Origin of the sequence: Sphingomonas sp. (assembly GCF_035910975.1) — a bacterium.
GTDB lineage: Bacteria > Pseudomonadota > Alphaproteobacteria > Sphingomonadales > Sphingomonadaceae > Sphingomonas.
Genome location: NZ_JAMHWM010000039.1, coordinates 152,250 through 178,532 on the forward strand (window position 1 = coordinate 152,250; position 26,283 = coordinate 178,532).

Here is a 26,283-nt window from a genome sequence, read left to right on the forward strand (position 1 = left end):
TCGGCGCGATGCGAAAGGATCGACGATGACCGACAGCGCCGGACGCCGCGGGACCGTGCGAACGATCCTGGCGGTCGACGACAGCCGTACCAACCTCGACGTGCTGGGCGCTCGGCTGGGGGCGCTCGGGCATCTTATGGTGTTGGCCGGCGACGGGCGCGAGGCGCTGGACCTGATCGCCGGGCGCGGCATCGATCTCGTGCTGCTCGACATGGTGATGCCGGGCATGTCGGGCATCGACGTGCTGACCGAATTGCGCGGTAGCCGCGACACTGTCGACCTGCCCGTCATCATGGTGACCGGGCGCAGCGAGCCGCAGGCGGCGGTCGAGGCGCTGGCCGCCGGCGCCGACGACTGGATCGCCAAGCCTTTCTCCTTCGACGTGCTGGCGGCCCGGATCGAGCGTATCCTGGCACGATCTACCCGCCTTGCCGACCTCAAGCGTTCCAACGCAGCGCTCGACGCGCGGATCGCCGCGCGGGCGATCGAGCTGGGCGAGGCGCGTGCCGAACTCGCCCGCACCCGTGCCGACCGCGCACGCCTTGTCGCCTCGATCCAGGCGCTGCACGACGAGGTCGAGCGGCTCAGCGCGCGCTGAGATCGGCCTTCACGAAATCGGCGCAGCGTTCGCCTATCATGATCGTCGGGGCATTGGTGTTGCCGCTGACGAGGCGCGGCATGATCGACGCATCGGCCAGATAGAGCCCGTCCGCGCCCCGTACCCGGAGCGCGGGATCGCACACCGCATCCGCATCCGACCCCATCCGCGCGGTGCCGACGGGGTGATAAACCGTGTCCCCGCGCGCGCGGATCAGCCGTTCGAGCGCGATATCGTCCGTCAGGTCGATCGGATAGCGGTCGCGCCCGGCGAAGGCGCGCATCGGCGGTGCTTCCAGGATGCGGTACATCGCGCGGACGCCGCGCAGCATCACATCCATGTCGCGGCGGTCCGACAGGAACGCCGGATCGATCAGTGGCATCGTCCGCGCATCGCCATTGGCCAGCCGCACGCTGCCCCGGCTCTCGGGCCGCAGCACGCAGACGTGGCAGCTGTAGCCATGTCCCTTCACCTGCGCGCGGCCGTGATCCTCGACCATGCCGATCACGAAATGGAACTGCACGTCAGGGGCGGGCAGGCCCGCCAGCGTCGACAGGAAGCCGCCGGCCTCGGCGAACGGCGTGGTCATCGGCCCCGTCCGGTTGCGGAACCAGCGCCACATCGCCGAAAGACCGGCGAGCGAGCCTTTCAACGATCGCCCCATGAACGCGCCGACGTCGGTTTCGAACGACGCGACATAATCGATGTGGTCCTGCAGGTCGGCGCCCACCGCCGGCCGGTCGATCCGCACCGCTACGCCGTGTTCGATCAGGTGCCGCGCCGGCCCTATGCCCGACAGCATCAGCAGCTGCGGCGTCGCGAACACCCCGCCCGCCAGAACCACCGCGCCGCGCGCGCGGATCGTCCGGGTCTCGCCGCCGCGCGTGTAGGCGACACCCCAGGCGCGGCCATCCTCGAACAGCACGCGCTCGACTGTCGCGTCGGTGATCGTCGCCAGGTTTGGACGCGGTGTCAGATAGGCGCGTGCCGCCGTCCAGCGCTCGCCGTCCTTCTGCGTCACCTGATAGAGGCCCAGCCCCTCCATCGACGCGCCGTTGAAATCGGGATTGACCGGGATCTGCAGGCTGGCGCCGGCATCGACGAACGCCTGGCTGCCGGGATGGGCGAAACGCTGGTCGCTGACCCATAGCGGGCCGTCGGCGCCGTGGAAGGCGTCGGCCCCGCGCACGTTGCGTTCGGCGCGGCGGAACACCGGCAGCACGTCATCCCAGCCCCAGCCGTCGCAGCCGAGCGCCGCCCAATTATCGTAATCCCAAGGCGCGCCACGGATATAGAGCATCGCGTTGATCGCGCTCGATCCGCCCAATCCCCGCCCGCGCGGCTGATATCCGCGCCGGCCGTTCAGCCCGGCCTGCGGCACCGTCTCATATTGCCAGTTTGTCGCCGTCGTCTGGAACGGCATCGCGCCGGGCATCGTCGTGCGCCAGCCGGCGTTGCGCCCCCCGGCCTCGATTACCGCGACGGTCAGGCGCCCGTCCTCGGCAAGCCGCCCGGCCGCCGCAGCACCGCCCGATCCGGCGCCGATCACGACGATGTCGGCTTCGTCCATTTCTGCCCTCCCGTTCGCCACGCCGTCAGACGGAACGGCTTTGCCATTCCGCTGCCCGCCGTGGCGAGTCCGCGATCAGCTATCGCTGATCGCCGGCCGCCCGCGCGCTCACCCGCCAGATCACATTGCCCACGTCATCCGCAACCAGCAGCGCGCCGGCCTTGTCGGTGATGACGCCGACCGGGCGGCCCTTCGCCTGCCCTTCGCCGTCGAGGAAGCCGGTCAGCACGTCGATCGGCTTTGCCTGCGCGTCGGGAAATCCGTTGGCGGCGAAGGGGACGTACAGCACCTTGTAACCGGCCGCCGGCTTGCGGTTCCACGATCCGTGCTGGCCGACGAAGGCGCCGTTGGCAAAACGCGCGCCCAGCTTCGCATCGGCGGCGAAGGTCAGCCCCAGCGAGGCGGTATGCGCGCCCAGCGCGTAATCGGGCCGCTTCGAATATTCCTGAAGGCCAGGATTGCGCGGCTCCACGCGCGCGTCCGGCCAGCCGCCCCAATAATACCAGGGCCAGCCGAAATTGTCGCCGAGATCGACCGCCGTCATGTAATCGGGCGGCAGATCGGACCCGAGCATGTCGCGTTCGTTGACCACCGTCCACAGCCGGTTCGACTGCGGCTCGATCGCGAGGCCGACCGGGTTGCGCAGGCCCGCGGCGAACAGGCGCTTGTACTTCGTGTCGGGGAACACCTCCAGGATGCCGGCGCGGTTGCGCTCCACATCCATGCCGTTCTCGCCGATGTTGGAGGCCGAACCGACGCTGACGTAGAGCGTGCGGCCGCCCGGCGCCGCGACCAGTCCGCGCGTCCAGTGATTGCCGCCGCCGGGATAGGTGACGACCACTTCGGGCTTCGCGTCGATGCGCGTCGCGCCCTCGGCATATTTCACCCGCACCAGCGCGTCGGTGTTGGCAACGTAGAGCCAGTCGCCGACCAGCGCCATGCCGAACGGCGAGTTCAGCCCGGTCATGAACGCCGACCTGGTCTCCGCGACGCCGTCGCCGTCGCCGTCGCGCAACAGGGTGATGCGGTTGGCGGACGGCGTGCCCGCTCCGGCGCGGCCCATCAGCTTTTTCATCACCCAGCCGGTGATCCCGCCGCCCTCGCGCGGGGGCGAGTTGCTTTCGGCGACCAGCACGTCGCCGTTGGGCAGCCGGTACATCCAGCGCGGATGATCGAGCCCGCTGGCGAAGGCCGCGACCTGAAGCCCCGGCGCGGCGGCGGGCTTTTCGCCCGCGCTCCAGCCGACCGCCTTGGCGATGCCGATCGTCGGCAACCACTGGCGGCGCGGTGGCGTGATCTCCGGCCGCGGGCCCATCACCGCCTCGACCGGCAGCCGCGCCTCGTCGGGCCGGCTCAAATACCAGAAGGCGCCGCCCGCCAGCACGAGGATGATGGCCAGGACGATCAGGACGTGTTTGCGCATAGGGCGAAACTACGGGGCGCGGGCCCCGGACGCAATCATCTCCCGCCGTTCTCCCGCACATGCTGGAACCAGAGACGCGAAACGGCCGCGGAGCTTTCCCCTCCGCGGCCGCTCCTGTCGTCCGTCGTGCCTCAAGCCGCCAGATCGAACCGGTCGGCGTTCATCACCTTGGTCCAGGCCCTCACGAAATCGCGCGCGAACTTCTCCTCATGGCCCGTCTCGGCATAGACTTCCGCGACCGCACGCAGTTCGCTGTTCGATCCGAACGCCAGGTCGGCGCGGGTGGCGCGCCACGTCTCGCCGCCGCTGGTGCGATCGGTCGCGACATATTCCTCGTCGTCGCTGCCCTCGACCGCCTTCCACACGTTGGTCATGTCGAGCAGGTTGACGAAATAGTCGTTGGTCAACTGGCCCGAGCGTCTGGTGAAGTGGCCGTGGCCGCGCTCGCCGTGGTTGGCGCCCAGCACGCGCAAGCCAGCTAACAGCACCGCCATCTCCGGCACCGACAGGCCGAGCAGGCTGGCGCGGTCGAGCATCATCTCTTCGGTCAGCACGCGAAGCTTCTTCGGCAGATAGTTGCGGAAGCCATCGGCCTGCGGCTCGAGCGGCGCGAAACTGTCGACGTCGGTCTGATCCTGCGTCGCGTCGCCGCGTCCGCCGGTGAAGGGCACGTCCTTTGCGCCCGCCTTTTCCAGCCCGACCACACCGCCGAGCACGATCGCGTCGGCCATCGACAGATCGCCCCGCAGGCCGTCGAGGGTGTCGAGCACACTGGCGAGCATCGCCGGTTCGTTGACGTCCCAGTCCTTCTGCGGCGCGAGCCGGATGCGCGCGCCGTTGGCGCCACCGCGATGGTCGGACTTGCGATAGGTCGAGGCCGAGGCCCAGGCGGTCTTGACCAGTTGGCTGACGGTCAGGCCGCTCTGCGCGATCTTCGCTTTCACCGCCGCGACCTCGGCGTCCGAGGGTGTCGTGCCGGCGGGGACGGGGTCCTGCCAGATCAGGTCCTCGGCCGGCACTTCCGGGCCCTGGTAGCGGGCCTTCGGCCCCATGTCGCGGTGGGTCAGCTTGAACCACGCGCGGGCGAAGGCGTCCTTGAACGCCTCGTGATCGCTCCGGAACTTCTCACTGATCTTGCGGAATTCGGGATCGACCTTCAGCGCCATGTCGGCGGTGGTCATCATCGTCGGCACGCGCTTCGACGGATCGTGCGCGGCGGGAGCCATGTCCTCCTCGCGCTGATCGATCGGCTGCCACTGCTGGGCACCGGCGGGCGAGCGGACCAGTTCATATTCGTAATCGAGCAGCAGGCGGAAGTAATTCTCGCTCCACTCGGTCGGCGTGTTGACCCATGCACCTTCCAGGCCGCTGGTGACGGTATGCTCGCCGATGCCGCCGCTTTCGTGGGCGCTGACCCAGCCGAAACCCTGCGCGGCGAGATCGCCGCCGGCCGGCGCGTTGCCCAGCAGCGAGGCGTCGCCATTGCCGTGCGCCTTGCCGAAGGTGTGACCGCCGGCGGTCAGCGCGACGGTCTCCTCATGGTTCATCGCCATCCGCTCGAACGTCGCCTTGATGTCGCGCGCCGACAGCAGCGGATCGGGGTTGCCGCCGGGGCCCTCCGGATTGACGTAGATCAGTCCCATCTGGATCGCGGCCAGCGGCCCGTCGAGTTCATCCATGCCCTTGTCGGGATCGATGCGGGTCTGCACGCCTTCGTTCACCCACTGGTCTTCCTCGCCCCAGTAGATGTCCTTCTCGGGCTGGTAGACGTCGGCGCGGCCACCGCCGAAGCCGAACACCGGGCCGCCCATCGATTCGATCGCGACGTTGCCGGCCAGGATGAACAGGTCGGCCCAGCTGATCGACTGGCCGTATTTCTGTTTGATCGGCCACAGCAGGCGGCGCGCCTTGTCGAGGTTGCCGTTGTCGGGCCACGAATCGAGCGGGGCGAAGCGTTGCTGTCCGCTGTTGGCGCCGCCGCGGCCATCCCCCGTCCGGTACGTACCGGCGGCGTGCCACGCCATGCGGATGAAGAACGGGCCGTAATGACCGTAGTCGGCCGGCCACCACGGCTGGCTGTCCGTCATCAATGCGGTCAGATCGGCCTTCAGCGCGGCATAGTCGAGCGCCTTGAACGCCTGGGCATAGTCGAAATCGTCGCCCATCGGGTTGACCGCGCCGTTGGGCGCCAGGATGTCGACGGCGAGCGCCTGCGGCCACCAGTCGCGGTTGGTGCGGCCGAGCAGGCCGCGCACGCTATGGTCGAACGGGCAGCCGCCGCCGTTCCCGTCGATCGATCCGGTTTTCGCGTCCATCGTCATCGTCTCCTCTTCCCCGGCCCGGCTCTTCACCGCCCGGTGCGGGCGGACGGCAAGGCTCATGCGATCGAGCGGCGCCCCGGCGTGCGCCCGGCGCATCCGCACCGGCGCACGTCCGCGACGCGCCTTCAACGCATGGCTACCGGGTTCGGCCTGATCGACAAAACGCGAAATTGCGAAGTCTTTGATCGCCTCTCACGATCAAGCTGGGAATTGGGCTATTCCTCTACGCCTTCCGGTACCGGACGGGGCGGATGCAGCCGCAGCTTGGACACTCGCTTCGCGTCCGCCTCGACCACCTCGATCTGCCAGCCGCTCGGGTGGATCAGGCATTCGCCCGCCTCGGGCACATGGCCCGCCAGCACCACGGCGAGGCCGCCCAGCGTATCGACGTCCTCGTCGATCTCGGCGAGGCGCGGATCGATCGCCTCCGCGATGTCCTCCAGTTCGGCGCGCGCATCGGCCTGCCACGCACCGCCACCCAGCGGCACGATCAGCGCTTCGGGCGCCTCGTCATGCTCGTCCTCGATCTCGCCGACGATCTCCTCGATCAGATCCTCGATCGTGATGAGGCCCTCGGTGCCCGAATATTCGTCGAGCACCACCGCCAGGTGCGTCCGGCTGGCGCGCATCTGGGCGAGCAGATCGATCGCGCCCATCGACTGGGGCACGTAGAGCGGCTGGCGCATCAGCCCCCCGATCGTGTCCGGCGGGGCGGCGCCCGTCGCCAGGATCGCGAAGACGTCCTTGATGTGGATCATGCCGACGATCGTATCGAGCTTCTCGCGATAGACCGGCAGGCGGCTGTGCCCGGCCTCGGCGAACAGCGCGACCAGGCTGGCGAAGGCGGTGCCTTCCTCGACCGCGATGATATCGGCGCGCGGCACGCCGATGTCGCCCGCGTCGCGTTCGCCGAAATGCAAGAGATTCTTGAGCATCTGGCGCTCGATCGGCGCGAGATCGCCGGCGATCGGCCGGTTCTGCTCTTCGTCATGCCGCTCGATGACTTCCTCGAGCTGGTCACGCAGCGTTTCGGTCGATTCGTCACCGAAGATCAGGGTCCGCAGACCCTTCCATATGCTGCCATTGTCGGAGTCGCCGTTGCCGGCGCTACTTCGGTCTTCTGCCATGGTTAGGCGTCAATCCTCCCGGATCAGATAGGGATCGGCGATGCCGAGGCCGCGAAGCACGTCGCGCTCCAGCCCCTCCATCGCCTCGGCCTCCATATCGGTGCCGTGATCGTGGCCTAGCAGATGGAGCGTGCCGTGGACAATCAGGTGCGTCGCATGATCGGCGACGCTGATGCCCTTGTCCGCCGCTTCGGCCGCGCAGACGCCGTGGGCGAGGACGATATCGCCCAGCAGCACCTCGCCATCGTCGGACCCTTGCGTGACGGTATCGAGCAGGTCGGGCTGGACCATCGGGAAGGACAGGACGTTCGTCGGCCTGTCCTTCCCGCGGTACTGGCGGTTGAGCAGGTGGACTTCGTCATCGGAGGTCAGGCGGACGGCGACCTCGATCTGCACCTGATGTTCCAGCCAGTCGCGCTGCGGCGTCCGCTCGATCGCGGCCAGCGTGGCGCGGGTGGCGAGCCGCTCCCAATCGGGACCGTCAGGCCAGGGGTCTTCTCGCAGGACGGCAACGTCAAGCATCGCTGCCCTCATAGGCTTCGACGATCCGCCCGACGATCGGGTGGCGCACCACGTCGGCGGTGGAGAAGCGGCTTACCGCGATCCGTTCGATCCCCTCCAGCCGGGCGACCGCATCGTTGAGGCCCGAGGCGGCGACGCCGCCGGGAATATCGACCTGTTTGGGATCGCCGCAGACCACCATCCGGCTGCCCTCGCCGAAACGCGTCAGGAACATCTTCATCTGCATCGGCGTGGTGTTCTGCGCCTCGTCGAGGATGATGAAGGCATCGGCCAGGGTGCGCCCGCGCATGAAGGCGATCGGGGCGATCTCGATCTCTCCGCTCGCGATCCGCCGTTCGACCTGCTCGGCGGGCAGGCAATCGTGCAGCGCGTCGTAGAGCGGGCGGAGATAGGGATCGACCTTTTCCTTCATGTCGCCGGGCAGGAAGCCCAGCTTCTCGCCCGCTTCCACCGCCGGGCGCGACAGGATGAGGCGCTGGACGCTGCCGGTGATGAGCTGCGACACCGCCTGTGCGACCGCGAGATAGGTCTTGCCCGTGCCCGCAGGCCCCAGCGCGAAGATGACGTCGTTGGCGATCAGATCGCGCATGTAGTGCGTCTGGGCGATGGTGCGGGGCACGATCGTCTTCTTGCGCGTGCGGATCATGATCGGCGGAATGCCGCCACGTTCGGCCGAGATGATCCCGTCCAGCGTCGGCTGGGCGGCGAGCGCGATGACCGCATCGACCATGCCGGGATCGATGTCCTGCCCCTGGAGGATGCGGGTGTGTAGGCCGTTCAGCACGTCGCGGGCGAGCGCGACCTGTTCGGCCGTCCCCTCCACCTGCACCCGGTTGCCGCGGGCGGTGATGTAGACGCCCAGCCGGTTTTCCAGCGCGACCAGGTTGGTGTCATATTCCCCGAACAGCTGCGGGAGCAGTTCGGGACGGTCGAAGGTCACCTCGGCACGGCTGCGTTCGCCGGACTGGGCAGGGACGGGCTTGCGGCTCATCGGGCTCCTTGAGGACCAGGCGCGCGAAAGTTGATAAAGTTGAGACTTGCCACGCGCGCGAGGGCGGCAAATCGGGGCGGGGGCTGGCGGGGGTAACGAGGGAGGGAGCGGGTTCGCTGCATCGTCGGGCGCGAATGTGGCAGAGGCGGCGCGTGTAGGACAGCGATAAAGTGCGCGGCGACGCGATTTCCCCGACAGGCGTGACGACGGTGCCACAGCGGAACCGGCGGGCCGGCCGACCGCTTTGCATGGCGAAGGAGACACGCCCGTGCCCAAGACCATGCAGGACGTCGCCGAAATCATGCGCGACATCGATTTCACCATGCTGTCGACCAAGACCGCCGACGGCGGCATCGCCGCGCGGCCGATGAGCAACAACCGCGACGTCGATTACGACGGAGACAGCTGGTTCTTCGCGCTCGACACCACCGATACGGCGCGGGAGATCGCCGCAGACCCGAACGTCGGCCTGACGCTCCACGGTAACAAGGGGCTGCTCGGCAAGCCGCCGGTGTTCGTCGCGGCCGAGGGAAAGGCCGAGCTGATCCGCGACAGGGCGGCGTTCGAGGCGCATTGGGTCAAGGATCTTGATCGCTGGTTCGAACAGGGCGTCGATACGCCGGGTCTCGTCCTCATCAAGGTCCATGCCGATCGCGTGCATTACTGGGACGGCGAGGATCAGGGAGAGATCAGGCCGTAGCGCCCGGCTTCGCCACGCGTCGCGATCCGGCGATCCCGACCGCCAGCCCGGCGAGGATCATCGCCATGCCGGCAACGTGATAGGGGTGCAGCGCCTCGCCGAGCAGTCCGGCGGCGAGCAGCGCGCCGAATACCGGCATCAGATTGATCGCCTGTCCCGCCGCGCCGGCGCCGATCGTCGCCACCGCCTGATTGAAGAAGAGGTAGGCGACCAGCGAGGGCAGGATCGCGACATAGGCGATCGTGCCGATCGTGGTCGGGCTCCACCGCACCGTCGCGCCGCCGAGCAGTTCGAGCGCGGTGATCGGCGCGAGCGCGACGACCGCGACGAGGAAGGTTGCCGCGAGGAAGCTCAGCGGATGCACCGCCGGCCGGGTCCTGAGCAGGCTGGTGTAGATCGCCCACAGGCCCACCGCGATCAGGATGACGACGTCGCCGCGCCCGAGCGCCAGCGACCTGAAGGCGTGATAGTCGCCTCGGAAGACGATGACGGCGACCCCCAGCGTCGCGAGCGCCACCCCGGCCACCGCGAGACGGCCCGGCCGGACGCCGAAGATCGCGCGATCGAACGCCAGTACCAGTCCGGGGATCAGCGCCTGGAGCAGCAGGCCGTTGCTGGCGGTCGTATCGTGCAGGCCGAGATAATAGAGCGTGTTGAACGACGCGACACCGATCAGGCCGAGCACCACCACCTGGCGCCATCGCGCGACGAGCGCCGCGCGGTCGCGGCGGAGATGCGTCCAGGCGAACGGCAGCAGCAGTGCGAGCGCCCCCGTCCAGCGCAGCAGGCTCAGGGTCGCGGGCGGGATGTCGTCGCGCACGACGCGGCCGGCGATCGCGTTGCCCGCCCAGAAGAACATCGTGCACGCGAGCATGGCGTAGGCGCGGTAGTCAGCGCGCATCGACGTCGGCTCAGGCCGCCCTGGCGAGGACCGGGACGCCCGTCAGCGAATTCGGCCCCGCCGCCGTGATCTCCACATCCAGCAGCGTGCCGACCGGTGGTCCGTCCTCGACGATCACCGATTGCAGCCAGGGCGACTTGCCGAGCATCTGTCCGGGCCGCTTGCCGGTGCGCTCGATCAGGATCGTACAGCGGTTGCCCACGGTATCGGCGTTGAACGCTGCCTGATCGCGGCCCAGCGCGTCCTGCAGCCGGGCGAGACGATCGACCATCACTTCCGCTGCGACCTGATCGGGCAGGTCGGCGGCCGGGGTGCCGGGACGCGGCGAATATTTGAAGCTGAACGCCATCGCGTGGCGTACCTCGGCGACCAGGCTCAGCGTGTCGGCGAACTCGGCCTCCGTCTCGCCGGGGAAGCCGACGATGAAATCGCCCGACAGCGCGATATCGGGCCGCGCCAGGCGGACGCGATCGAGGATGCGCAGATAGCTGTCGCGCGTATGGCTGCGGTTCATCGCGCGCAGGACGCGATCATTGCCCGATTGCACCGGCAGGTGGAGGAACGGCATCAGTTTCTCGACGTCGCGGTGCGCGTCGATCAGCCCCTGCGTCATGTCGTTGGGGTGGCTGGTGGTGTAGCGGATGCGCGCGAGGCCGGGAATGCGATCGAGCGTGCGGATCAGGCTGCCCAGATCCTCGCCGCCCTCCGCCCAGGCGTTGACGTTCTGGCCCAGCAGGGTGATTTCGCGCGCGCCGGCATCGACCAGCGCCTTCGCCTCGTCGACGATGGCGGCGAACGGCCGGCTGATCTCCGCCCCGCGCGTGTAGGGGACGACACAATAGGTGCAGAACTTGTCGCAACCTTCCTGGACGGTGAGGAAAGCCGACGGGCCGACGCGGCGGCGGGCGGGAAGCGCGCCGAACTTGCTGAGCGCGGGCATATCGGTGTCGATCGCCGCCTTGCCCTTCGCCGCATCCGCCACGAGCTGGGGCAGGTTGTGATAGGCCTGCGGGCCGACGACGACGTCCACCTTGGCGCGGCGAACGATCTCCGCGCCTTCCGCCTGCGCGACGCAGCCGGCGACGGCAATCATCCGGTCCGGCCGGCCTTTGCGCATGCGGCCGATATCCGAATAGACCTTTTCGGTTGCCCTTTCGCGGATATGGCAGGTGTTGAGCACGACCAGGTCGGCATCGCCCTCCGACGTGGCGGCGGCATAGCCGGCGGCGGCCATCGCCTCGGCCATGCGCTCGCCGTCATAGACGTTCATCTGGCAGCCGAACGACTTGACGTGGAAGGTTTTCGGGGAGGTCATGGTGCGGCGCCCTTAGCCGCAAATCGTCCGTCTCGCTAGCCGAGCGCCGCGTCCATCCGCGCCCGCGCCGCCGCCGCGACGGCCTTGCGACCGGGAAAGGCGGCGGGATCGAAGGGTTCCAGAAAGGTCAGCGTCGCGGTGAAGCCGCCGGGCCGCGACAGGATGCGGCGGGCGTTCACCGTGCCGTGTTCGCCGTCGGGCCAGTAGATGTCGGCCATCGCCGCGCCGTAATCCACCAGCACCGGCTGGACCACCAGCTCGGGCGGCGGCGGATCGAGCACCGCCAGCAGCGAGGCCTTGAACGGCAGCAGCGTCCGGCCGTCGCCCGTCGTACCTTCGGGAAAGATGGTGATCGCCCAGGTTTCCGCCAGCGCATCGCGCAGCGCGGCGATCTGGTCCGCGACGCCCATCCGCGCCGCGCGATCGACGAACAGCGTCTTGTTGAGGCCACACAGCCAGCCGATAACCGGCGTGCGCTGGAGCTCTCCCTTGGCGACGAAGGCGCTGCCGCTGCGCCCGGCGAGCAGCGGGATGTCGAGCCAGCTGAGGTGGTTCGACAGGAACACGACGTTGCGGCGCACCGGCCACCCGATCGTGCGACGTCGCGCACCCGCGATCCACGCCACGGCGGCAAGGAAGTACATCGGCCAGGGCGACGAGATGCGGACCAGCCGCCAAAGGCCGTGGAACGGAAGCGCGAGCAATAGGACGAGGATGATGCCGCCGAGGCGCGCGCCGAAGCGGAGATTCGCCGCAAGCGAATAGCGCGGCTCGAGGGCGGCGATCGTCATCGAATCGCCGATGTCGCCGCGACGAGGCCGCATCGCCGGACAGGCACGAGGTCCGCGGGCCGGGCCTGCGCGTCGCGAAGCCAGCACGGGCTGGCAGCGTGCACGCTACGCCTTGCGATCGAGACTGACGCCGTACAGCTCCATGCGATGATCGACCAGGCGGAAGCCCAGCCGCTCGGCGATCTGCTTCTGGAGCAATTCGAGTTCGGGATCGACGAATTCGATCACCCGGCCCGTCTCGACGTCGATCAGATGGTCGTGGTGCGTGTCGGGCGCGGGTTCGTAGCGGGCGCGTCCGTCGCCGAAATCATGCCGGTCGAGGATGCCGGCCTCCTCGAACAGGCGGACGGTGCGGTACACCGTCGCGATCGAGATGCCCGGATCGATCGCCGAGGCGCGTTCATACACCTTCTCGACGTCGGGATGATCCTCGGCTTCGGACAGGACGCGCGCGATGACCTTGCGCTGTTCGGTGATGCGCAGGCCCTTTTCATGGCACAGGGCTTCGAGATCGATCTTGCGGGGCATGGAACGGATGTAGTGCGAACGCTCCCCAGTTGGAAGCGCAAGCGACTCGCAATTCAATCCAGCGTCAGCGCGTAGGTATGCGCGTCGTGGCGCTCGCCGGTGGACCCCCGATAATAGTCGCGGCGCGCGCCGACCTGGACGAAGCCGTGCGCGCGATAGAGCGCGACGGCGGAATTGCCGGCGCGCATCTCGAGATTGAGCCGTTCGCCGTCGCGGTCGCGGGCGTCGGCGATGACGCTACGCAGCAGGGCAGCACCGATTCCGCGGCCGCGCGCCGGCGGGCGGACGGCAAGCAGCAGCAGCTCCGCGTCGCCCGCGACGACCCGCGCCATCGCGAAGCCGGCGACCGCCGCGTCCTCGTCCCGCGCCAGCGTCAGCCACACGCCGGGCAGCGCGAGCATTCCCAGGCATTGCGACGACGACCATGCCTCGCCGAAACGCGGATCGAACGCGGCCGCCATTACCGCGGCGACCGCGGCCATATCGGTCGCGGCGCCGGCGCGAAGCTCGACGAAGCGCGGCTGCGGCGCGGTGCTCATGCCCGCTGCGGCACCTTGGCATCGGGCGCGCGGCCGTAGATCGGGCGCGGCGGCAGCGCGCGCAGCGGGTCGGGCAACAGGATGGCGCGGGCGGCGTCGGGCAGCGCTTCGGTGCCCGACCCAAGATACTTCACCCCGCTGCCGATCGCGGGACGGCCATCGAGTGCGGCCAGGGCCGCCTCGGGCGAGAGCGAGGCAAGCGCGCCTGCGGGCGCTGTCGGGCGGTCGAACGCCTGCATGAACACCTCACCGTGCCCGCCTTCCAGGACGACGGCAAGCTGCGACCAGTCGGCATGGTCCGCAAAGGCGGCGGCGGCGACCAGCGTCATCGACGAATAGCCCGCCACCGGCACGCCCCAGCCGATGCCCAGCCCGATCGCGGCGGCGATCCCGACGCGCAGGCCGGTGAAGCTGCCGGGGCCGCAATCGACCAGCACCGCATCGGCGCGGCCGCCGCCGGGCAGCTCGGCGATCATCGGCACCAGCCGTTCGGCATGGCCGCGCCCGACGACCTCGTGGATCGCCGCAACGATACGGTCGCCGTCGAGCAGCGCGACCGAACAGGCCGCGGTGGCGGTATCGATGACGAGAGTCGTGCTCAAAGGACGGTGTTGAACTTCTCGAACGCCGGGCGCGGGCTGCGATCGAAGATCGTCGCGGCATCGAGATGGCCGAAGGTGGCAACGAAGTTCGACTTGACCGACGTGCCGTCAAAGAATTCGGCATCGACCTTGGCGTTATCGAAGCCCGACATCGGCCCGACGTCGAAGCCAAGCGCGCGCGCGGCGACGATGAAATAGGCGCCCTGCAGCGAGGAGTTGCGCAGCGCGGCGACCTCGCGCGCGGCGGGATCGGGGAACCAGGTCTTCGCGGTCTGATCGTGCGGGAACAGCCAGGGCAGTTCCTCATGGAAATCGACGTCCATGCCGATCACGACCGCGGCCGGGGCAGCGCGGATCTTCTTGGCGTTCGATCCGCTCGAATGCTTGGCCAGCCGGTCCTTCGCTTCGTCCGACACCAGCCAGACGAAGCGCGCCGGCTGCATGTTGGCCGAGGTCGGCCCCATCTTCACCAGCTCGTAGATCGCGTGGATATCGTCCTCGCTCACGCGGCTGTCGGGCAGATAGCCGTTGGCGGTACGCGCGCTGCGAAAGATCGTGTCGAGCGCGGTGTCGGTCAATTTCTCGGACATGGATGCTCCTTGAAGGCGGATCAGACCGCGCGAACCTCGGTCACTTCGGGGACATAGTGGCGCAGCAGCTGTTCGATCCCGTTCTTGAGCGTGGCGCTGGACGAGGGGCAGCCGGAGCAGGCGCCCTGCATCTGCAGGTAGACCTTGCCCTTGTCGAACCCGCGATAGACGATGTCGCCCCCGTCGTTGGCGACGGCGGGGCGGACGCGGGTGTCGATCAGCTCGCGGATCTGGGCGACGATATCGGCATCGGCGGGATCGTCGGCGAAATCGTCGGCCGGGACCGAGATGGCGGCGGCGGAACCGGGGCGGAACAGCGGCATGTTCGCGCTGAAATGATCGAGCAGAACGCCGAGCACGTCGGGCTTCAGCCCCGGCCAGTCGACGCCGGGCGCGGCGGTGACGCTCACGAAATCGCGGCCGAAGAACACGCCGGTCACGTCGCCCAGGCCGAACAGCGCCTCGGCCAGCGGCGAGGCCTCGGCCTCCTCGGGCGTCGCGAAGTCGCGCGTGCCGCCGTCCATCACGGCGCGGCCGGGCAGGAACTTCAGGGTCGCCGGGTTGGGCGTGGCTTCGGTTTCGATCAGCATAGGGGCCATGTGGGCCGCGCGCGGGCGCGGATCAAGCCGGGATCGGGAAACGATCGGTTGCTCAGGCACCCCAGTCGCGCATCGCCTGTACCACCGCCGGGCCGTTCTCCCACGGGACGAAGTGGCCGGCGTCCACCTTCACGACGGTCAGGTCCGGCACCAGCGCGCCAAGGCCTTCAAGCTGGACGGGGCGCAGCGCGGTGTCCCTCAGGCCCCAGATCACGAGCGTCGGCGGGACGACCGGCGGAAACGGGCCGTCGAGGAAGGCGGGGCGTTCCGGCGTCTCGCCGATGCCCGGCACGATGACGGCACTCGCGCGGTACCAGTTGAGCATCGCGGTCAGCGCGCCGGGCTGGCTCCACTGGTCGATATAGGTCGCGCGCTCCTCCGCCCCGACCTTCGACGTGTCGACGTGCGGCGCGAAGCTCTTGTCGTAGAAGCCGTCGATGCCGATGCCGGCGACGAACGTCTCGAAACCGGGGTTGCGGAACGCGGTGATATACTGGCTCGACGCACGCTGCTCCGCATCGTCGAACAGCGATTTCTGGAAGACGAACGGGTGCGGCGCGTTGACGATCACCAGCTTTGCCACCCGATCGCGATGCTGGAGCGCGGCCATCCAGGCGATCGCGCCGCCCCAGTCGTGGCCGACGAGGGTGAAGCGGTCGATGCCGAAGCGATCGGCCAGCGCCAGCAGGTCGGCGACGGGCCTGTCGGGCGCGTAATGCTCCACCCCTTCCGGCTTCGACGAGCGCGCGAAGCCGCGCTGGTCGGGCGCGAGGACGAAATGGTCGCGCGCCAGATCGGGGATCACGTCGCGCCACGTGCGATGCGATTCGGGAAAGCCGTGGAGCAGGATTACCGGCGGATCGGCCGGATCGCCCGCCACCGCGACGTCGAGTTCGATGCCGGTCGGAAGCGCCACGCGCTGCAGGTCGAAATCGGTCATCCTCTTCCTTTCACAAGCCGTTTTGCCGATAAGCGAACGGCCCTGGTTACGGATAGCTCACCGTGTTGGGCACTTCGGGGATCGGGATGAATTCCTCGCTGTCGCCGGGCACGACCGGAAACTCGCCCGCCTTCCACGCGCGCTTGGCCTCGTTGATGCGATCGCGGCGGGAGGAGACGAAGTTCCACCACACGTGGCGCGGCGTCATCGCCTCGCCGCCGCACAGCATCACCCGCGCGCCGCCCTCCGAGCGCAGGGTCGCCGCGACTCCGGGGCGCAGGACGTAGAGGTGGGTGCGGTCGAGCGGCACGCCGTCCAGAGTCGCCGCGCCGTCGCACAGATAGACCGCGCGCTCGTCCGCCTCGGCGTCGATCGGGATGGCGCCGGTCGGGCCGAGCAGGATGTCGGCGTAGATCGTGCCGGCATGGGTCGTCGTCGGCGCGGTGCGGCCCCACAGCGACCCCATGATGATGCGCGCGGTGGCGCAGCCATCCTCGATCACCGGCAGTTCCGCCTTGGTGACATGTTCGAACGCCGGATCGACTTCCTCGACGCGTTCGGGCAGCGCGATCCAGGTTTGGATGCCCGAAAGTTCCGGTCCCTTGGCGCGTTCGTCGCCGGGCGAGCGCTCGCTGTGGACGATGCCGCGCCCCGCCGTCATCAAATTGACCGCGCCGGGTTCGATCCGCGCCTTCGTCCCCAGCGAATCGCGATGGTCGATCGCCCCGCCGAACAGATAGGTGACGGTCGCCAGGTTGATGTGCGGGTGGGGCCGCACATCGATGCCCTGGCCGGCGTCGAGGATCGCCGGCCCCATCTGGTCGAAGAACAGGAACGGCCCGACCATCGTGCGGGATTTGGCAGGAAGCGTGCGATGGACCTTGAACCCGCCCAGATCGTGGGTGACCGGCGTCAGGATGGTTTCGAACAGATCGTCGTTGGTCATGCGGCGCCTCCCGGCGCGCGGGCCTTGATGGCGAGGGCATGGATACGGGTTTCGAGCAGGTCGGCCAGCGCCCGGTTGACCAGCCGCTGGCGTGCGACGCGGTTCTGCCCGGCGAAGGCCTCGCTTTCGATATCGACCGAGAAATGCGTCTCGCCCGTGCCGTCGTCGCCCATGTGGCCGGCGTGATGGTGGCTGTCGTTGGTGACGATCAGGTGCGACGGGGCGAGCGCATCCGTCAGGCGGGCGGCGATCACGCTTTCGAGCGGTTCGGGGGCGAGCGGAGCGGTGGCGGCGTCGGTCATCGGACCTATATAGGCCGTTTTCGCAAGGGAATGGGAGTGGGCGGGGACGAGCCGAAACGCGAGCGGCCGAAGGCGCGGTTCCACGGCCGGGTGGAAGCCGAAGGGCGGCTCTGCGCCGAACCGGGTTGCACCGAGCCGGGCGAGTTCCGCGCGCCCTTGCTGGAGGACGGTGGCACCGGTCGCGACGGGCCACGCCCCTATCGCTGGCTGTGCCTCGACCACGTTCGCGCCTTCAACGCGGGCTACAACTTCTTCACCGGAATGACCCCCGACGAGATCCACGATGCCCAGCGGCCGTACGCCGGGTGGGAGCGCGAGACCCGCGCCTTCGCGTCGTCCGGCGCCGATCAGGCGCCGAAATGGTCGGACTTCGCCGACCCGATCGACGCGATCGGCGCGCGGTTCAGGGAAAGGATGGCCGAGGCGAAGGGGCGGGCCGACGGCAAGCCGCTGTCGGGCGAGGATCGCCGCGCGCTGCGCACGCTGGACCTGTCACCCGATGCCGACCGCAAGGCGCTGCGCAGCCGCTATTCGGAGCTGGTCCGCAAGTTCCATCCCGACCGCAACGGCGGCGACCGCCGGCACGAGGCCGCGCTGCAGGCGGTGGTCGAGGCGTACCAGCACCTGAAGTCGGCGCCGGCTTTCGCCTGACCGGCCGCCGGCGTCAGTCGCCGAACGCGCGGGCGATCAAATCGCGGGTCGACGAATCGAGATCGCCTCCGCCCTCGCCCGCCGCGCGGGCCATTTCCTTACCCAGCTCGACGCCGAACTGGTCGAACGGATTGATGCCGAGCAGCGCGCCCGACACGAAGGTGCGGTGTTCGTAGAAGGCGATCAGCGCGCCCAGCGTCCGCGCGTCGAGCTGGTCGAGCAGGATCGTCGTCGACGGGCGGTCGCCGGGATAGGCGCGGGCCGGATCGGCGGCGTTCTCGCGCCCCTTCATCAGCGCTGCCCCTTGCGCGAAGGCGTTGAGCAGCAGCTGTTCGTGATGATCGGGGGCGAGCGCATCGCCCGCCTCGATCGCGGCGACGAATTCGACCGGCACGACATGGGTGCCCTGGTGGAGCAGCTGGAACACGGCGTGCTGCGCGTCGGTGCCGACCCCACCCCACACGATCGGCGACGACGGCCGGTCGAGCGGCACGCCCTGCGCCGTCACGCCCTTGCCGTTCGATTCCATCTCGAGCTGCTGGAGGTAGCTGGGCAGCAGCCGCAGCCGCTCGTCATAGGCGAAGGTCGCTCGCGTCTGGCAACCGCGCACCTGGGCGTAGAACAGGTCGGCGAAGGCGGCGAGCGCCGGTGCGTTCTCGTGCAGCGCGGTCAGGCGGAAATGGCGGTCCATCTCCGCCGCGCCCTCCAGCAACTGTTCGAACGCGTCCCAGCCCAGCGCCATCGCGGCGGGAAAGCCGATCGACGACCACAGCGAATAGCGCCCGCCGACCGAATCGGCGAAGGGCAGCACCCGCGTTTCGTCGACCCCCCATTCGACCGCCGCGTCGGGCGCCGCGGTCAGCGCGATGACGCGACCATAGGGATCGTCCACCCCGTCTTCGCGCAGCCACGCCAGCGCGCTTTCGGCATTGGTCATCGTTTCGGTGGTGGTGAAGGTCTTCGACGCGACGACGACGATCGTCGCCTGCGGGTCGAACGCGTCGAGCGCCTCCTCCAGCGCGACGCCGTCGATGTTCGAGACCACCGCCACGTCGTAGCGGTCGGCGTCGCGGCCCAGCGCGTCGACCAGCAGGTCCGGCCCGAGCGCCGACCCGCCGATGCCGATGTGCAGGATGTGGCGGACGGGGCCGAGCGCCTCGCCCTCGATCGCGTCGATCAGCGCGCGCATGCGGGCGCGGAGCATGGCGGCGCGGGCGACGTCCTCCTCGCTCCCCTCGCCGCGCTCGGCGGTGTGGGTGACGGCGCGCCCTTCCGTCACGTTGACCTTGTCGCCCGCGAACAGCGCGTCGCGCTTCGCCGCCAGTCCGGCGGATTTCGCCAGCCCCTCGAACGCGGCGAGCGCGGCGGCATCGAGGTGCGTCTTGGAGAAATCGAAATGGATGCCGGCGACATCGACCGAGAATTTCGCCACCCGATCCGTATCGGCCGCGAACAATTCGGTGAGCCTGGGCGGGTTGAGCGCTTCGACCTTCGACCAATCGACCATATGCACCTCGCTGACAATTGCCGCCGCTCTAGCCTGCAACGCTTGACGCGCAAGGCGTGGCGACACAGGACGATCGAATGGCCGAACCGACCACCGCCGCCAAGCCCGTATCCAAGTCCGAATGGCGCGATACGCTGAGCTTCCTCGTCAAGCTGGCCATCGTCGTGTTCATCTTTCGCAGTTTCGTGCTGTCGCCCTTTTCGATCCCCAGCCAGTCGATGCTGCCGCGCCTGATGATCGGCGACTATCTGTTCATCACCAAGTGGAACTACGGATATTCGCGGCACAGCCTGCCGTGGTCGCTGCCGCTGATCCCCGGCCGCATCTTTGCCGGCACGCCCGAACGCGGCGACGTGGCGGTGTTCAAGGCGCCGCCGGACGATGCGCAGGACTATATCAAGCGGGTGATCGGCCTGCCCGGCGACACGATCCAGATGGTGAGCGGCCAGCTGGTGCTGAACGGCCAGCGCGTGCCGAAACAGCGCATAGCCGATTTCGTCGTGCCCCTGACGCCCAACTATCCCGCATTCAAGGAATGCCCGGCCGCATTCCAGACCAGCGATGCCGGGCGCCAGGTGTGTCGGTACGAACAATATCGCGAGACGCTGCCCGGCGGGCGCAGCTATAACGTGCTCGATCGCGGCAACCTCGACGAAGCCGACAATACCGCCGTCTACACGGTGCCCGCCGGCCATGTGTTCATGATGGGCGACAATCGCGACGCCTCGGCCGACAGCCGCTTTCCGGCCAGTCCGGGCGGGGCGATCGGCATGGTTCCGATCGGCAACATCCAGGGCAAGGCGCTGGTCGGTTTCTGGTCGACCGACGGCAGTGCCGAGTGGATCAAGCCGTGGACCTGGGTGTCCGCCGCGCGCTGGAGCCGGATCGGGGAAGGCTTCTGAGCGGCCTGGACCTGGACGCCTGGCTGGCCGCGACCCTCGGCGCCGCGCCGCGCGACCGCGCCCGTTTCGTTCGCGCGCTGACCCACGGCAGCCAGTCGGGCGACAATTACGAGCGGCTGGAGTTCCTGGGCGATCGCGTGCTGGGGCTGACGATCGCCGACTGGCTGTACGAACGCTTTCCGAACGAGCCCGAGGGCGCCTTGTCGAAGCGGCTCAACGCGCTGGTGACCGGCGCGGCGTGCGCCGATGTCGCGCGCGCGCTGGGCGTGGTGCCGCACCTGAAGCTGGGCAAGCAGGCGCGCGACGACGGCGCCGCCGACAGCGACAATGTGCTGGGCGACGTGATGGAGGCGCTGATCGGCGCGCTGTACCTCGACGCCGGCTTTGGCGCGGCGCGTGATTTCGTGCGGGGGCTGTGGGCCGACCGCATCGACCACCAGGGCAAGGCGCCGCAGCATCCGAAGTCCGCATTGCAGGAATGGGCCGCCGCCAAGGGCCGCCGCCCGCCCGAATATGCGATTCTCGACCGCTCCGGCCCGCATCACGCCCCGCGCTTCACCGTGAAGGTATCGATCGGCAAGCTCGCCGAGGCGACCGGCGAGGGCGCGTCGAAACAGGAGGCGGAGACGGCGGCGGCGGTCGCGCTGCTGGCGGAGGTGGCGGGGTGAGGGTGCGGGACAAACGCCCTTCGACAAGCTCAGGACGAACGAAATGAATGAAAGTCTTTCCCCACAATCCTGCGGCCTGATCGCCGTGGTCGGCGCGCCGAACGCCGGCAAGTCGACGCTGGTCAACGCGCTGGTCGGGCAGAAGGTGGCGATCGTCAGTCCCAAGGCGCAGACCACGCGCGCGCGGCTGATGGGGATCGCGATCGAGGGCGACACCCAGTTGCTGCTGATGGACACGCCGGGCATCTTCGAACCGAAGCGCCGGCTGGACCGCGCGATGGTTTCGGCGGCATGGAGCGGCACCGAAGGGGCGGACCTGATCGCGCTGGTGATCGACGGCAAGGGCGGCGTCGCCAGCAAGGTCACCGAAATCATCGAATCGCTGAAAGGGCGGCGCGAGCCCAAGCTGCTGATCCTCAACAAGGTCGACATCGCCGACAAGCCGCGCCTGCTGGTCACCGCGGAGAAGCTGAACGCGCTGCTGGCGTTCGACGACACCTATTTCGTCAGCGCGACGACCGGGGACGGGGTGCCGGAACTGAAGGCCGCGTTCGCCGCGCGGATGCCGGCGGGGCCGTGGCATTTCCCCGACGATCAGGTCGCCGACATGACCGATCGCATGCTCGCGGCCGAGGTGACGCGCGAGCAGCTGTACCTGCAGCTCCACGCCGAGCTGCCCTACGACAGCGCGGTCGATACCGAGAAATACACCGAGCGCGACGACGGGTCGGTCGAGATCCACCAGCAGATCCTGGTCGCGCGCGATACCCAGCGCGCGATCGTGCTGGGCAAGGGCGGCAGCCGCATCAAGGAGATCGGCGCGAAGGCGCGGGCCGAACTCAAGACGCTGCTGGGCGTGCCCGTCCACCTCTACCTCCACGTCAAGGTGAACCCGAAATGGGAGGAGGATCGCGGCCTGTATCGCGATATCGGGCTCGACTGGGTGGATTGAGCCGTGGCCGACCTGCCGATCCGCGTGGCGGCGCTCTATCGCTTCGCTTCATTTCCAGACCCCGCCGCGCTCAAGCCCGGCCTGCTGGCGACATGCCTTGAACAGGGCGTCAACGGCACGCTGCTGCTGGCGGGCGAGGGGATCAACGGCACGATCGCGGGCAGCGACGACGGTATCGCGGCGGTGATCGACCATATCCGCACCTTCCCCGGTTGCGCGGGGCTGGAGGTGCGCGAATCGCGTGCCGCGACGCCGCCGTTCCACCGGATGAAGGTGCGTGTGAAGCGCGAGATCGTGACGATGGGCGTCGCGAGCGTCGATCCGGTCGCGGGGGCGGGCGCCTATGTGCTGCCCGCCGACTGGAACGCGCTGATCGCCGATCCCGACACGATCGTGATCGACACGCGCAATGACTATGAGGTGGGCATCGGCACCTTTGAAGGCGCCGTCGATCCCGCGACCGCCAGCTTCCGCGAGTTTCCCGACTGGGTCCGCGCCAATCGCGACCGGCTGGAGGGCAAGCGGATCGCGATGTTCTGTACCGGCGGCATCCGGTGCGAGAAGGCGACCGCGCTGGTGAGTGCGGAAGGGTTCGACGACGTCCATCACCTGAAGGGCGGCATATTGAACTATCTGGAGACGGTGCCGGAAAGCGAGAGCCTGTGGCGCGGCGAGTGTTTCGTGTTCGACGAGCGCGTCGCGGTGACGCACGGCCTGGCCGGGGGCACCCACGCGCTGTGCCGCGCCTGCCGGATGCCGGTGAGCGCGGCGGACCGCGCTTCGCCGCTCTACCGCGAGGGCATTGCCTGCCCCGCCTGCCATGATCGCCGGGATGACGCGCAGCGCGCGGGCTATGCCGAACGCGCGCGCCAGGCGGCGCTGGCCGAGGTGCGGGGCGAACGGCATGTCGGCGCGAGCTATCCCTTGCGCGGCGACGACTTGCCGTAAACGTCACCCTTGTGCGAGGCTGGCCGCCAAATAGGAGAGGCCATGTCCGCGATCGACGTTCCGCCACCGGCCTGCATGCGCGATCCCGAGCTGGAGATGCTCGCCGACAGCGCCGGCCGCTTCTTCGAGAGGAACGCTCCGCCGGAGCGCGTCGCGCGGTGGCGCGAGGACGGGCAGGTCGAGCGCGATTTCTGGCGCGAGGCGGGCGCGGCGGGGCTGCTGGGCGTCGCCATCCCGGCCGAATATGGCGGCGGCGGCGGCGATTTCCGCCACGACGTGGTGCTGGTCGAACAGGTCGCGAAGCACAATGTCGACGGTTTTGCGCTGTCGCTGCACAATGTCATCATCCTGCCCTATATCCTGGCGCACGGCACCGAGGATCAGAAGCGCCGCTGGCTGCCCATGCTGTGTTCGGGCGAGCGGGTATCGGCGATCGCGATGAGCGAGCCCGGCGCGGGCAGCGACCTGCAATCGGTGCGCACCACCGCCGTCAGGGACGGCGACGGATACCGGATCAACGGCGCCAAGACCTTCATCTCCAACGGCCAGATCGCCGACCTGATCGTCGTCGTCGCCAAGACCGATCCGAGCGCCGGCGGCAAGGGCGTGTCGCTGCTGATCGTCGACACCACCGAGGTGGAAGGATTCCGGCGCGGCGCCAAGCTCGACAAGATCGGGCAGGATGCGCAGGACACGTCGGAGCTGTTCTTCGACGACGTGTGGGTGCCGGCCGACCATCTGCTGGGCGGTGTCGAGGGGCGCGGTTTCGCGCAACTGATGGCCGAATTGCCGCGCGAACGGCTCATCATCGCGGTGGGTTCAGTCCAGACGATGGATAAGGCGATCGCGGCGACAATCGACTATGTCCGCGAGCGCAAGGCGTTCGGCCAGGCGGTGATCGAGTTCCAGAACACCCAGTTCGCGCTGGCCGACGCCAAGGCGAAGGCGACCGTCGCCAAGGTCTTCGTCGGCGACTGCATCGAACGCCAGATGGCCGGCACGCTCGATCTGACGACGGCGGCGATCGCCAAGTTGCGGGTGACGGAGACCGAGTGGGAGGTGCTTGACGTCTGCCTCCAGCTCCACGGCGGCTACGGCTATATCAACGACTATCCGATCGCGCGGATGTGGCGCGGGGCGCGGGTGCAGCGGCTGTACGGCGGGACCAGCGAGATCATGAAGCTGTTGATCGCGCGGTCGCTGTGATCCGGCCGCGCGGCGACGGCGTCAGACGGTGAAGCTTTCGCCGCAGCCGCACGCGCCCTTCGCATTCGGGTTGTCGAACACGAAACCGGCGGTGAAATCATCCTCCACCCAGTCCATCCGGCTGCCGACGAGATAGAGCACCGACGCGCCGTCGATGTAGAGCGTGCCGCCGGGTGTCGCGATCGCCTCGTCGAACGGTTTGGCCTCCGTCACATAGTCCACCGAATAGGCGAGCCCCGAACAGCCGCGGCGCGGTGTCGACAGCTTGACGCCGAGCGCGCCGTCGGGCGCCTTCGCCATCAGATCGGCGACGCGCGCCTGCGCACGATCGGTGAGGTTCAGAACGGCCGGGCGCGGACGGGTGGTGGCCATCTTACAGCATCCCCAGTTCGAGCTTGGCCTCGTCGGACATCTTCGACGGGTCCCACGGCGGATCCCAGACGAGGTTGACGTCGACGGTGCCGACGCCGGGCACGCCGCCGACGCGCAGTTCCACTTCGGCGGGCATCGATTCCGCGACGGGGCAGTGCGGCGTCGTCAGCGTCATGGTGACGACGGCGTGCCCGTCATCGGTCACCTCGACGCCGTAGATCAGGCCGAGTTCGTAGATGTTCACAGGGATTTCAGGGTCGAAGATGTCCTTCAGCGCGGCGATGATCGCCTCATAGGTTTCGCCGCCCGGCTCGCCGGCCTTCAGCCCCTCGGGCTTCTGCGCCAGGAAGCCGGTGAGATAGTCGCGCTTGCGCTCATAGCCATCGCGCGCGTCCTCGACCCGCGCGCGCGGCGGGGCCTCGACGCTCTCCACTTCCTCGACCTTCATCCGAATATCCTCGTGACCCGTTCGATTCCCCGCGCCAGTGCCGCGACGTCATCCAGCGAATTATAGACGCCGAAGCTGGCGCGCGCGGTCGCCGGAACGCCGAGCAGGACCATCAGCGGCTGGGCGCAGTGATGGCCGGCACGGATCGCGACCCGGCTTTCGTCCAAGATGGTGCCGATGTCGTGCGGATGCACCCCCTTCACCGCGAAACTGACGATGCCGGCGGAATCCTCCGGTCCGAACAATGTCACCGAATTGATCGCGCTCAGAGCGTCGCGAGTCGCCTGCACCAGCGCGGTTTCGTGCGCATGGATGCGCTCCAGCCCGACCCCCTCGACATAATCGATCGCGGCATGGAGCCCGAGCACGCCGACGATGTGCGGCGTCCCCGCCTCGAACCGGGCGGGCGGGGGGGCATAGGTGGTGCGTTCGAAGGTGACACGATCGATCATCGCCCCGCCGCCCTGGTACGGCGGCATCGCGGAAAGCAGGTCGGCGCGGCCCCACAACACGCCGATGCCGGTGGGGCCATAGAGCTTGTGGCCCGAGAAGACGTAGAAGTCGCAGCCGAGCGCCGCCACATCGACGGTCATGCGCGGTACCGCCTGGCAGCCGTCGACCAGCAGCTTCGCGCCGACGCCGTGGGCGAGAGCGGCGGCGCCGGCCACGTCGAGCACCGAACCGAGCACGTTCGAGACATGGGCGAGCGCGACCAGCTTATGCGCGGGGGTGAGCATCGCGGCCATCGCATCGAGGTCGATGCGGTGATCGTCGGTCAGCGGCACGACGTCGATCGCCAGCCCGTTCGCCTCCGCCACCATCTGCCACGGCACGATATTGCTGTGGTGCTCCAGCGCGGAGAGCAGGATGCGGTCGCCGGCGCGAAGCTGCGTCCCCGCCCAGCATTGCGCGACGAGGTTGATCCCCTCGGTCGCGCCGCGGACGAAGACGATTTCGTCTTCCTGCGCGCCGATGAAGCCGGCGACGCGGCGACGTGCCGCCTCATAGGCCAAGGTCATGTCGGCCGAGCGCTGGTACACGCCGCGGTGGACCGTCGCGTAATCCCGCGCATAGCCGCGCGTGATCGCGTCGATGACCGGCTGCGGCTTCTGCGCGGTTGCGGCGGTGTCGAGATAGGCCCAGCCGGCCGGGATCGCCGGGAAATCGGCGAGCGCGTCGAGCGGCGCAAACTCCTCCCCGGCACGGGGAGGGGGACCGCGGCGCGCAGCGTCGGGGTGAAGGGGGAGCGCCGCGAGCGACTCGCCAGGCGGCATGCCCCCTCCACCAGCTTCGCTGGTCCCCCTCCCCGTGCCGGGGAGGATCT

General features: G+C 68.7%; 29 protein-coding genes. 8 read left to right on the plus strand and 21 right to left on the minus strand.

Annotation, left to right across the window (positions count from 1 at the left end; all coding sequences use genetic code 11):
• The first annotated feature begins 25 nt into the window (after positions 1–25).
• Positions 26–598 (plus strand): response regulator, encoded by a 573-nt coding sequence (locus tag VYI76_RS14045; protein WP_326525417.1) that lies wholly within the window; start codon positions 26–28, stop codon positions 596–598.
• On the opposite strand, the gene VYI76_RS14050 is transcribed toward VYI76_RS14045, so the two are convergent.
• From VYI76_RS14050 to VYI76_RS14075, 6 genes are all read right to left on the minus strand, one after another.
• Positions 585–2,168: a GMC family oxidoreductase gene (locus tag VYI76_RS14050; protein WP_326525418.1), complete on the minus strand. Its 1,584-nt coding sequence runs from the start codon at positions 2,166–2,168 to the stop codon at positions 585–587. The genes VYI76_RS14045 and VYI76_RS14050 overlap by 14 nt on opposite strands.
• 79 nt (positions 2,169–2,247) lie before the next feature.
• Positions 2,248–3,591, minus strand: a complete 1,344-nt coding sequence (locus tag VYI76_RS14055; RefSeq protein ID WP_326525419.1) for a PQQ-dependent sugar dehydrogenase — start codon at positions 3,589–3,591, stop codon at positions 2,248–2,250.
• 131 nt (positions 3,592–3,722) lie between these two features.
• Positions 3,723–5,906 carry a catalase/peroxidase HPI gene (gene katG, locus VYI76_RS14060; RefSeq protein ID WP_326525732.1) on the minus strand — a complete coding sequence of 728 codons (2,184 nt, stop codon included), beginning with the start codon at positions 5,904–5,906 and terminating at the stop codon, positions 3,723–3,725.
• Positions 5,907–6,127: 221 nt separating this feature from the next.
• Positions 6,128–7,039 (minus strand): hemolysin family protein, encoded by a 912-nt coding sequence (locus VYI76_RS14065; RefSeq protein WP_326525420.1) that lies wholly within the window; start codon positions 7,037–7,039, stop codon positions 6,128–6,130.
• Positions 7,040–7,048: 9 nt separating this feature from the next.
• A complete protein-coding gene (gene ybeY / locus VYI76_RS14070) occupies positions 7,049–7,561 on the minus strand; it encodes an rRNA maturation RNase YbeY (RefSeq protein ID WP_326525421.1) in 513 nt (170 codons plus the stop codon).
• A complete protein-coding gene (locus VYI76_RS14075; RefSeq protein WP_326525422.1) occupies positions 7,554–8,552 on the minus strand; it encodes a PhoH family protein in 999 nt (332 codons plus the stop codon). Before VYI76_RS14075 ends, ybeY begins: the two co-directional genes overlap by 8 nt.
• A 268-nt stretch (positions 8,553–8,820) precedes the next feature.
• Between VYI76_RS14075 and VYI76_RS14080 the strand changes: the two genes are divergently transcribed.
• Positions 8,821–9,252, plus strand: a complete 432-nt coding sequence (locus tag VYI76_RS14080; RefSeq protein ID WP_326525423.1) for a pyridoxamine 5'-phosphate oxidase family protein — start codon at positions 8,821–8,823, stop codon at positions 9,250–9,252.
• Here the strand turns inward: VYI76_RS14080 and VYI76_RS14085 are convergent.
• From VYI76_RS14085 to VYI76_RS14135, 11 genes are all read right to left on the minus strand, one after another.
• The gene (locus VYI76_RS14085; protein ID WP_326525424.1) at positions 9,242–10,153 is read right to left on the minus strand and encodes a DMT family transporter; all 912 of its coding nucleotides are present in this window, start codon (positions 10,151–10,153) and stop codon (positions 9,242–9,244) included. The two genes, VYI76_RS14080 and VYI76_RS14085, sit on opposite strands and share 11 nt — an antisense overlap.
• 10 nt (positions 10,154–10,163) lie before the next feature.
• A complete protein-coding gene (gene miaB, locus VYI76_RS14090) occupies positions 10,164–11,468 on the minus strand; it encodes a tRNA (N6-isopentenyl adenosine(37)-C2)-methylthiotransferase MiaB (RefSeq protein WP_326525425.1) in 1,305 nt (434 codons plus the stop codon).
• A 35-nt stretch (positions 11,469–11,503) separates the two neighbouring features.
• Complete coding sequence (locus VYI76_RS14095; protein WP_326525426.1) at positions 11,504–12,259, minus strand: lysophospholipid acyltransferase family protein; 756 nt, start codon at positions 12,257–12,259, stop codon at positions 11,504–11,506.
• A 105-nt stretch (positions 12,260–12,364) separates the two neighbouring features.
• Positions 12,365–12,787, minus strand: a complete 423-nt coding sequence (locus VYI76_RS14100) for a Fur family transcriptional regulator (protein WP_326525427.1) — start codon at positions 12,785–12,787, stop codon at positions 12,365–12,367.
• 53 nt (positions 12,788–12,840) lie between these two features.
• Positions 12,841–13,326: a GNAT family N-acetyltransferase gene (locus tag VYI76_RS14105; RefSeq protein ID WP_326525428.1), complete on the minus strand. Its 486-nt coding sequence runs from the start codon at positions 13,324–13,326 to the stop codon at positions 12,841–12,843.
• Positions 13,323–13,928, minus strand: coding sequence for a tRNA (adenosine(37)-N6)-threonylcarbamoyltransferase complex dimerization subunit type 1 TsaB (gene tsaB / locus VYI76_RS14110; RefSeq protein WP_326525429.1), 606 nt, complete (start codon positions 13,926–13,928; stop codon positions 13,323–13,325). Before tsaB ends, VYI76_RS14105 begins: the two co-directional genes overlap by 4 nt.
• Positions 13,925–14,518, minus strand: a complete 594-nt coding sequence (locus tag VYI76_RS14115; protein ID WP_326525430.1) for a malonic semialdehyde reductase — start codon at positions 14,516–14,518, stop codon at positions 13,925–13,927. The genes tsaB and VYI76_RS14115 overlap by 4 nt, the downstream gene beginning before the upstream one ends.
• 20 nt (positions 14,519–14,538) lie before the next feature.
• Complete coding sequence (locus tag VYI76_RS14120; protein ID WP_326525431.1) at positions 14,539–15,108, minus strand: NifU family protein; 570 nt, start codon at positions 15,106–15,108, stop codon at positions 14,539–14,541.
• Between the two features lie 61 nt (positions 15,109–15,169).
• Positions 15,170–16,057, minus strand: coding sequence for an alpha/beta fold hydrolase (locus tag VYI76_RS14125; protein WP_326525432.1), 888 nt, complete (start codon positions 16,055–16,057; stop codon positions 15,170–15,172).
• Between the two features lie 46 nt (positions 16,058–16,103).
• On the minus strand, positions 16,104–17,003 hold the full coding sequence (locus tag VYI76_RS14130; protein ID WP_326525433.1) for a pirin family protein: 900 nt from the start codon (positions 17,001–17,003) through the stop codon (positions 16,104–16,106).
• Complete coding sequence (locus tag VYI76_RS14135; protein WP_326525434.1) at positions 17,000–17,305, minus strand: BolA family protein; 306 nt, start codon at positions 17,303–17,305, stop codon at positions 17,000–17,002. The genes VYI76_RS14130 and VYI76_RS14135 overlap by 4 nt, the downstream gene beginning before the upstream one ends.
• A gap of 30 nt (positions 17,306–17,335) precedes the next feature.
• Between VYI76_RS14135 and VYI76_RS14140 the strand changes: the two genes are divergently transcribed.
• On the plus strand, positions 17,336–17,956 hold the full coding sequence (locus VYI76_RS14140; protein ID WP_326525435.1) for a J domain-containing protein: 621 nt from the start codon (positions 17,336–17,338) through the stop codon (positions 17,954–17,956).
• Between the two features lie 13 nt (positions 17,957–17,969).
• Here VYI76_RS14140 and pgi read toward each other — a convergent pair whose 3' ends face one another.
• On the minus strand, positions 17,970–19,463 hold the full coding sequence (gene pgi, locus VYI76_RS14145; protein WP_326525733.1) for a glucose-6-phosphate isomerase: 1,494 nt from the start codon (positions 19,461–19,463) through the stop codon (positions 17,970–17,972).
• A gap of 77 nt (positions 19,464–19,540) precedes the next feature.
• Between pgi and lepB the strand changes: the two genes are divergently transcribed.
• From lepB to VYI76_RS14170, 5 genes are read left to right on the plus strand one after another with little or no spacing between them, the layout of a single operon-like run.
• Positions 19,541–20,365 carry a signal peptidase I gene (gene lepB / locus VYI76_RS14150; protein ID WP_326525436.1) on the plus strand — a complete coding sequence of 275 codons (825 nt, stop codon included), beginning with the start codon at positions 19,541–19,543 and terminating at the stop codon, positions 20,363–20,365.
• Positions 20,320–21,033 (plus strand): ribonuclease III, encoded by a 714-nt coding sequence (gene rnc / locus VYI76_RS14155; protein WP_443018979.1) that lies wholly within the window; start codon positions 20,320–20,322, stop codon positions 21,031–21,033. The genes lepB and rnc overlap by 46 nt, the downstream gene beginning before the upstream one ends.
• Before the next feature lie 43 nt (positions 21,034–21,076).
• Positions 21,077–21,985 (plus strand): GTPase Era, encoded by a 909-nt coding sequence (gene era / locus VYI76_RS14160; RefSeq protein ID WP_326525437.1) that lies wholly within the window; start codon positions 21,077–21,079, stop codon positions 21,983–21,985.
• 12 nt (positions 21,986–21,997) lie between these two features.
• On the plus strand, positions 21,998–22,933 hold the full coding sequence (trhO, locus tag VYI76_RS14165; protein ID WP_326525735.1) for an oxygen-dependent tRNA uridine(34) hydroxylase TrhO: 936 nt from the start codon (positions 21,998–22,000) through the stop codon (positions 22,931–22,933).
• A 42-nt stretch (positions 22,934–22,975) separates the two neighbouring features.
• Positions 22,976–24,139 (plus strand): acyl-CoA dehydrogenase family protein, encoded by a 1,164-nt coding sequence (locus tag VYI76_RS14170; protein WP_326525438.1) that lies wholly within the window; start codon positions 22,976–22,978, stop codon positions 24,137–24,139.
• Between the two features lie 21 nt (positions 24,140–24,160).
• Here the strand turns inward: VYI76_RS14170 and VYI76_RS14175 are convergent, their stop codons facing one another.
• The 3 genes from VYI76_RS14175 to VYI76_RS14185 are packed head-to-tail and all read right to left on the minus strand — an operon-like array spanning position 24,161 to position 26,233.
• A complete protein-coding gene (locus tag VYI76_RS14175) occupies positions 24,161–24,511 on the minus strand; it encodes a HesB/IscA family protein (protein ID WP_326525439.1) in 351 nt (116 codons plus the stop codon).
• Position 24,512: 1 nt separating this feature from the next.
• On the minus strand, positions 24,513–24,959 hold the full coding sequence (locus VYI76_RS14180; RefSeq protein ID WP_326525440.1) for an SUF system Fe-S cluster assembly protein: 447 nt from the start codon (positions 24,957–24,959) through the stop codon (positions 24,513–24,515).
• Positions 24,956–26,233, minus strand: a complete 1,278-nt coding sequence (locus VYI76_RS14185; protein ID WP_326525441.1) for a cysteine desulfurase — start codon at positions 26,231–26,233, stop codon at positions 24,956–24,958. Before VYI76_RS14185 ends, VYI76_RS14180 begins: the two co-directional genes overlap by 4 nt.
• Positions 26,234–26,283: the final 50 nt, after the last annotated feature.

Bases quoted from the DNA above. Each gene is read 5' to 3' on its own strand.
- VYI76_RS14045 (WP_326525417.1), top strand. From the start codon at position 26: ATGACCGACAGCGCCGGACGCCGCGGGACCGTGCGAACGATCCTGGCG.
- VYI76_RS14050 (WP_326525418.1), bottom strand. From the start codon at position 2,168: ATGGACGAAGCCGACATCGTCGTGATCGGCGCCGGATCGGGCGGTGCT.
- VYI76_RS14055 (WP_326525419.1), bottom strand. From the start codon at position 3,591: ATGCGCAAACACGTCCTGATCGTCCTGGCCATCATCCTCGTGCTGGCG.
- katG (WP_326525732.1), bottom strand. From the start codon at position 5,906: ATGGACGCGAAAACCGGATCGATCGACGGGAACGGCGGCGGCTGCCCG.
- VYI76_RS14065 (WP_326525420.1), bottom strand. From the start codon at position 7,039: ATGGCAGAAGACCGAAGTAGCGCCGGCAACGGCGACTCCGACAATGGC.
- ybeY (WP_326525421.1), bottom strand. From the start codon at position 7,561: ATGCTTGACGTTGCCGTCCTGCGAGAAGACCCCTGGCCTGACGGTCCC.
- VYI76_RS14075 (WP_326525422.1), bottom strand. From the start codon at position 8,552: ATGAGCCGCAAGCCCGTCCCTGCCCAGTCCGGCGAACGCAGCCGTGCC.
- VYI76_RS14085 (WP_326525424.1), bottom strand. From the start codon at position 10,153: ATGCGCGCTGACTACCGCGCCTACGCCATGCTCGCGTGCACGATGTTC.
- miaB (WP_326525425.1), bottom strand. From the start codon at position 11,468: ATGACCTCCCCGAAAACCTTCCACGTCAAGTCGTTCGGCTGCCAGATG.
- VYI76_RS14095 (WP_326525426.1), bottom strand. From the start codon at position 12,259: ATGACGATCGCCGCCCTCGAGCCGCGCTATTCGCTTGCGGCGAATCTC.
- VYI76_RS14100 (WP_326525427.1), bottom strand. From the start codon at position 12,787: ATGCCCCGCAAGATCGATCTCGAAGCCCTGTGCCATGAAAAGGGCCTG.
- VYI76_RS14105 (WP_326525428.1), bottom strand. From the start codon at position 13,326: ATGAGCACCGCGCCGCAGCCGCGCTTCGTCGAGCTTCGCGCCGGCGCC.
- VYI76_RS14115 (WP_326525430.1), bottom strand. From the start codon at position 14,518: ATGTCCGAGAAATTGACCGACACCGCGCTCGACACGATCTTTCGCAGC.
- VYI76_RS14120 (WP_326525431.1), bottom strand. From the start codon at position 15,108: ATGCTGATCGAAACCGAAGCCACGCCCAACCCGGCGACCCTGAAGTTC.
- VYI76_RS14125 (WP_326525432.1), bottom strand. From the start codon at position 16,057: ATGACCGATTTCGACCTGCAGCGCGTGGCGCTTCCGACCGGCATCGAA.
- VYI76_RS14130 (WP_326525433.1), bottom strand. From the start codon at position 17,003: ATGACCAACGACGATCTGTTCGAAACCATCCTGACGCCGGTCACCCAC.
- VYI76_RS14135 (WP_326525434.1), bottom strand. From the start codon at position 17,305: ATGACCGACGCCGCCACCGCTCCGCTCGCCCCCGAACCGCTCGAAAGC.
- VYI76_RS14140 (WP_326525435.1), top strand. From the start codon at position 17,336: ATGGGAGTGGGCGGGGACGAGCCGAAACGCGAGCGGCCGAAGGCGCGG.
- pgi (WP_326525733.1), bottom strand. From the start codon at position 19,463: ATGGTCGATTGGTCGAAGGTCGAAGCGCTCAACCCGCCCAGGCTCACC.
- lepB (WP_326525436.1), top strand. From the start codon at position 19,541: ATGGCCGAACCGACCACCGCCGCCAAGCCCGTATCCAAGTCCGAATGG.
- era (WP_326525437.1), top strand. From the start codon at position 21,077: ATGAATGAAAGTCTTTCCCCACAATCCTGCGGCCTGATCGCCGTGGTC.
- VYI76_RS14170 (WP_326525438.1), top strand. From the start codon at position 22,976: ATGTCCGCGATCGACGTTCCGCCACCGGCCTGCATGCGCGATCCCGAG.
- VYI76_RS14175 (WP_326525439.1), bottom strand. From the start codon at position 24,511: ATGGCCACCACCCGTCCGCGCCCGGCCGTTCTGAACCTCACCGATCGT.
- VYI76_RS14180 (WP_326525440.1), bottom strand. From the start codon at position 24,959: ATGAAGGTCGAGGAAGTGGAGAGCGTCGAGGCCCCGCCGCGCGCGCGG.
- VYI76_RS14185 (WP_326525441.1), bottom strand. From the start codon at position 26,233: ATGCCGCCTGGCGAGTCGCTCGCGGCGCTCCCCCTTCACCCCGACGCT.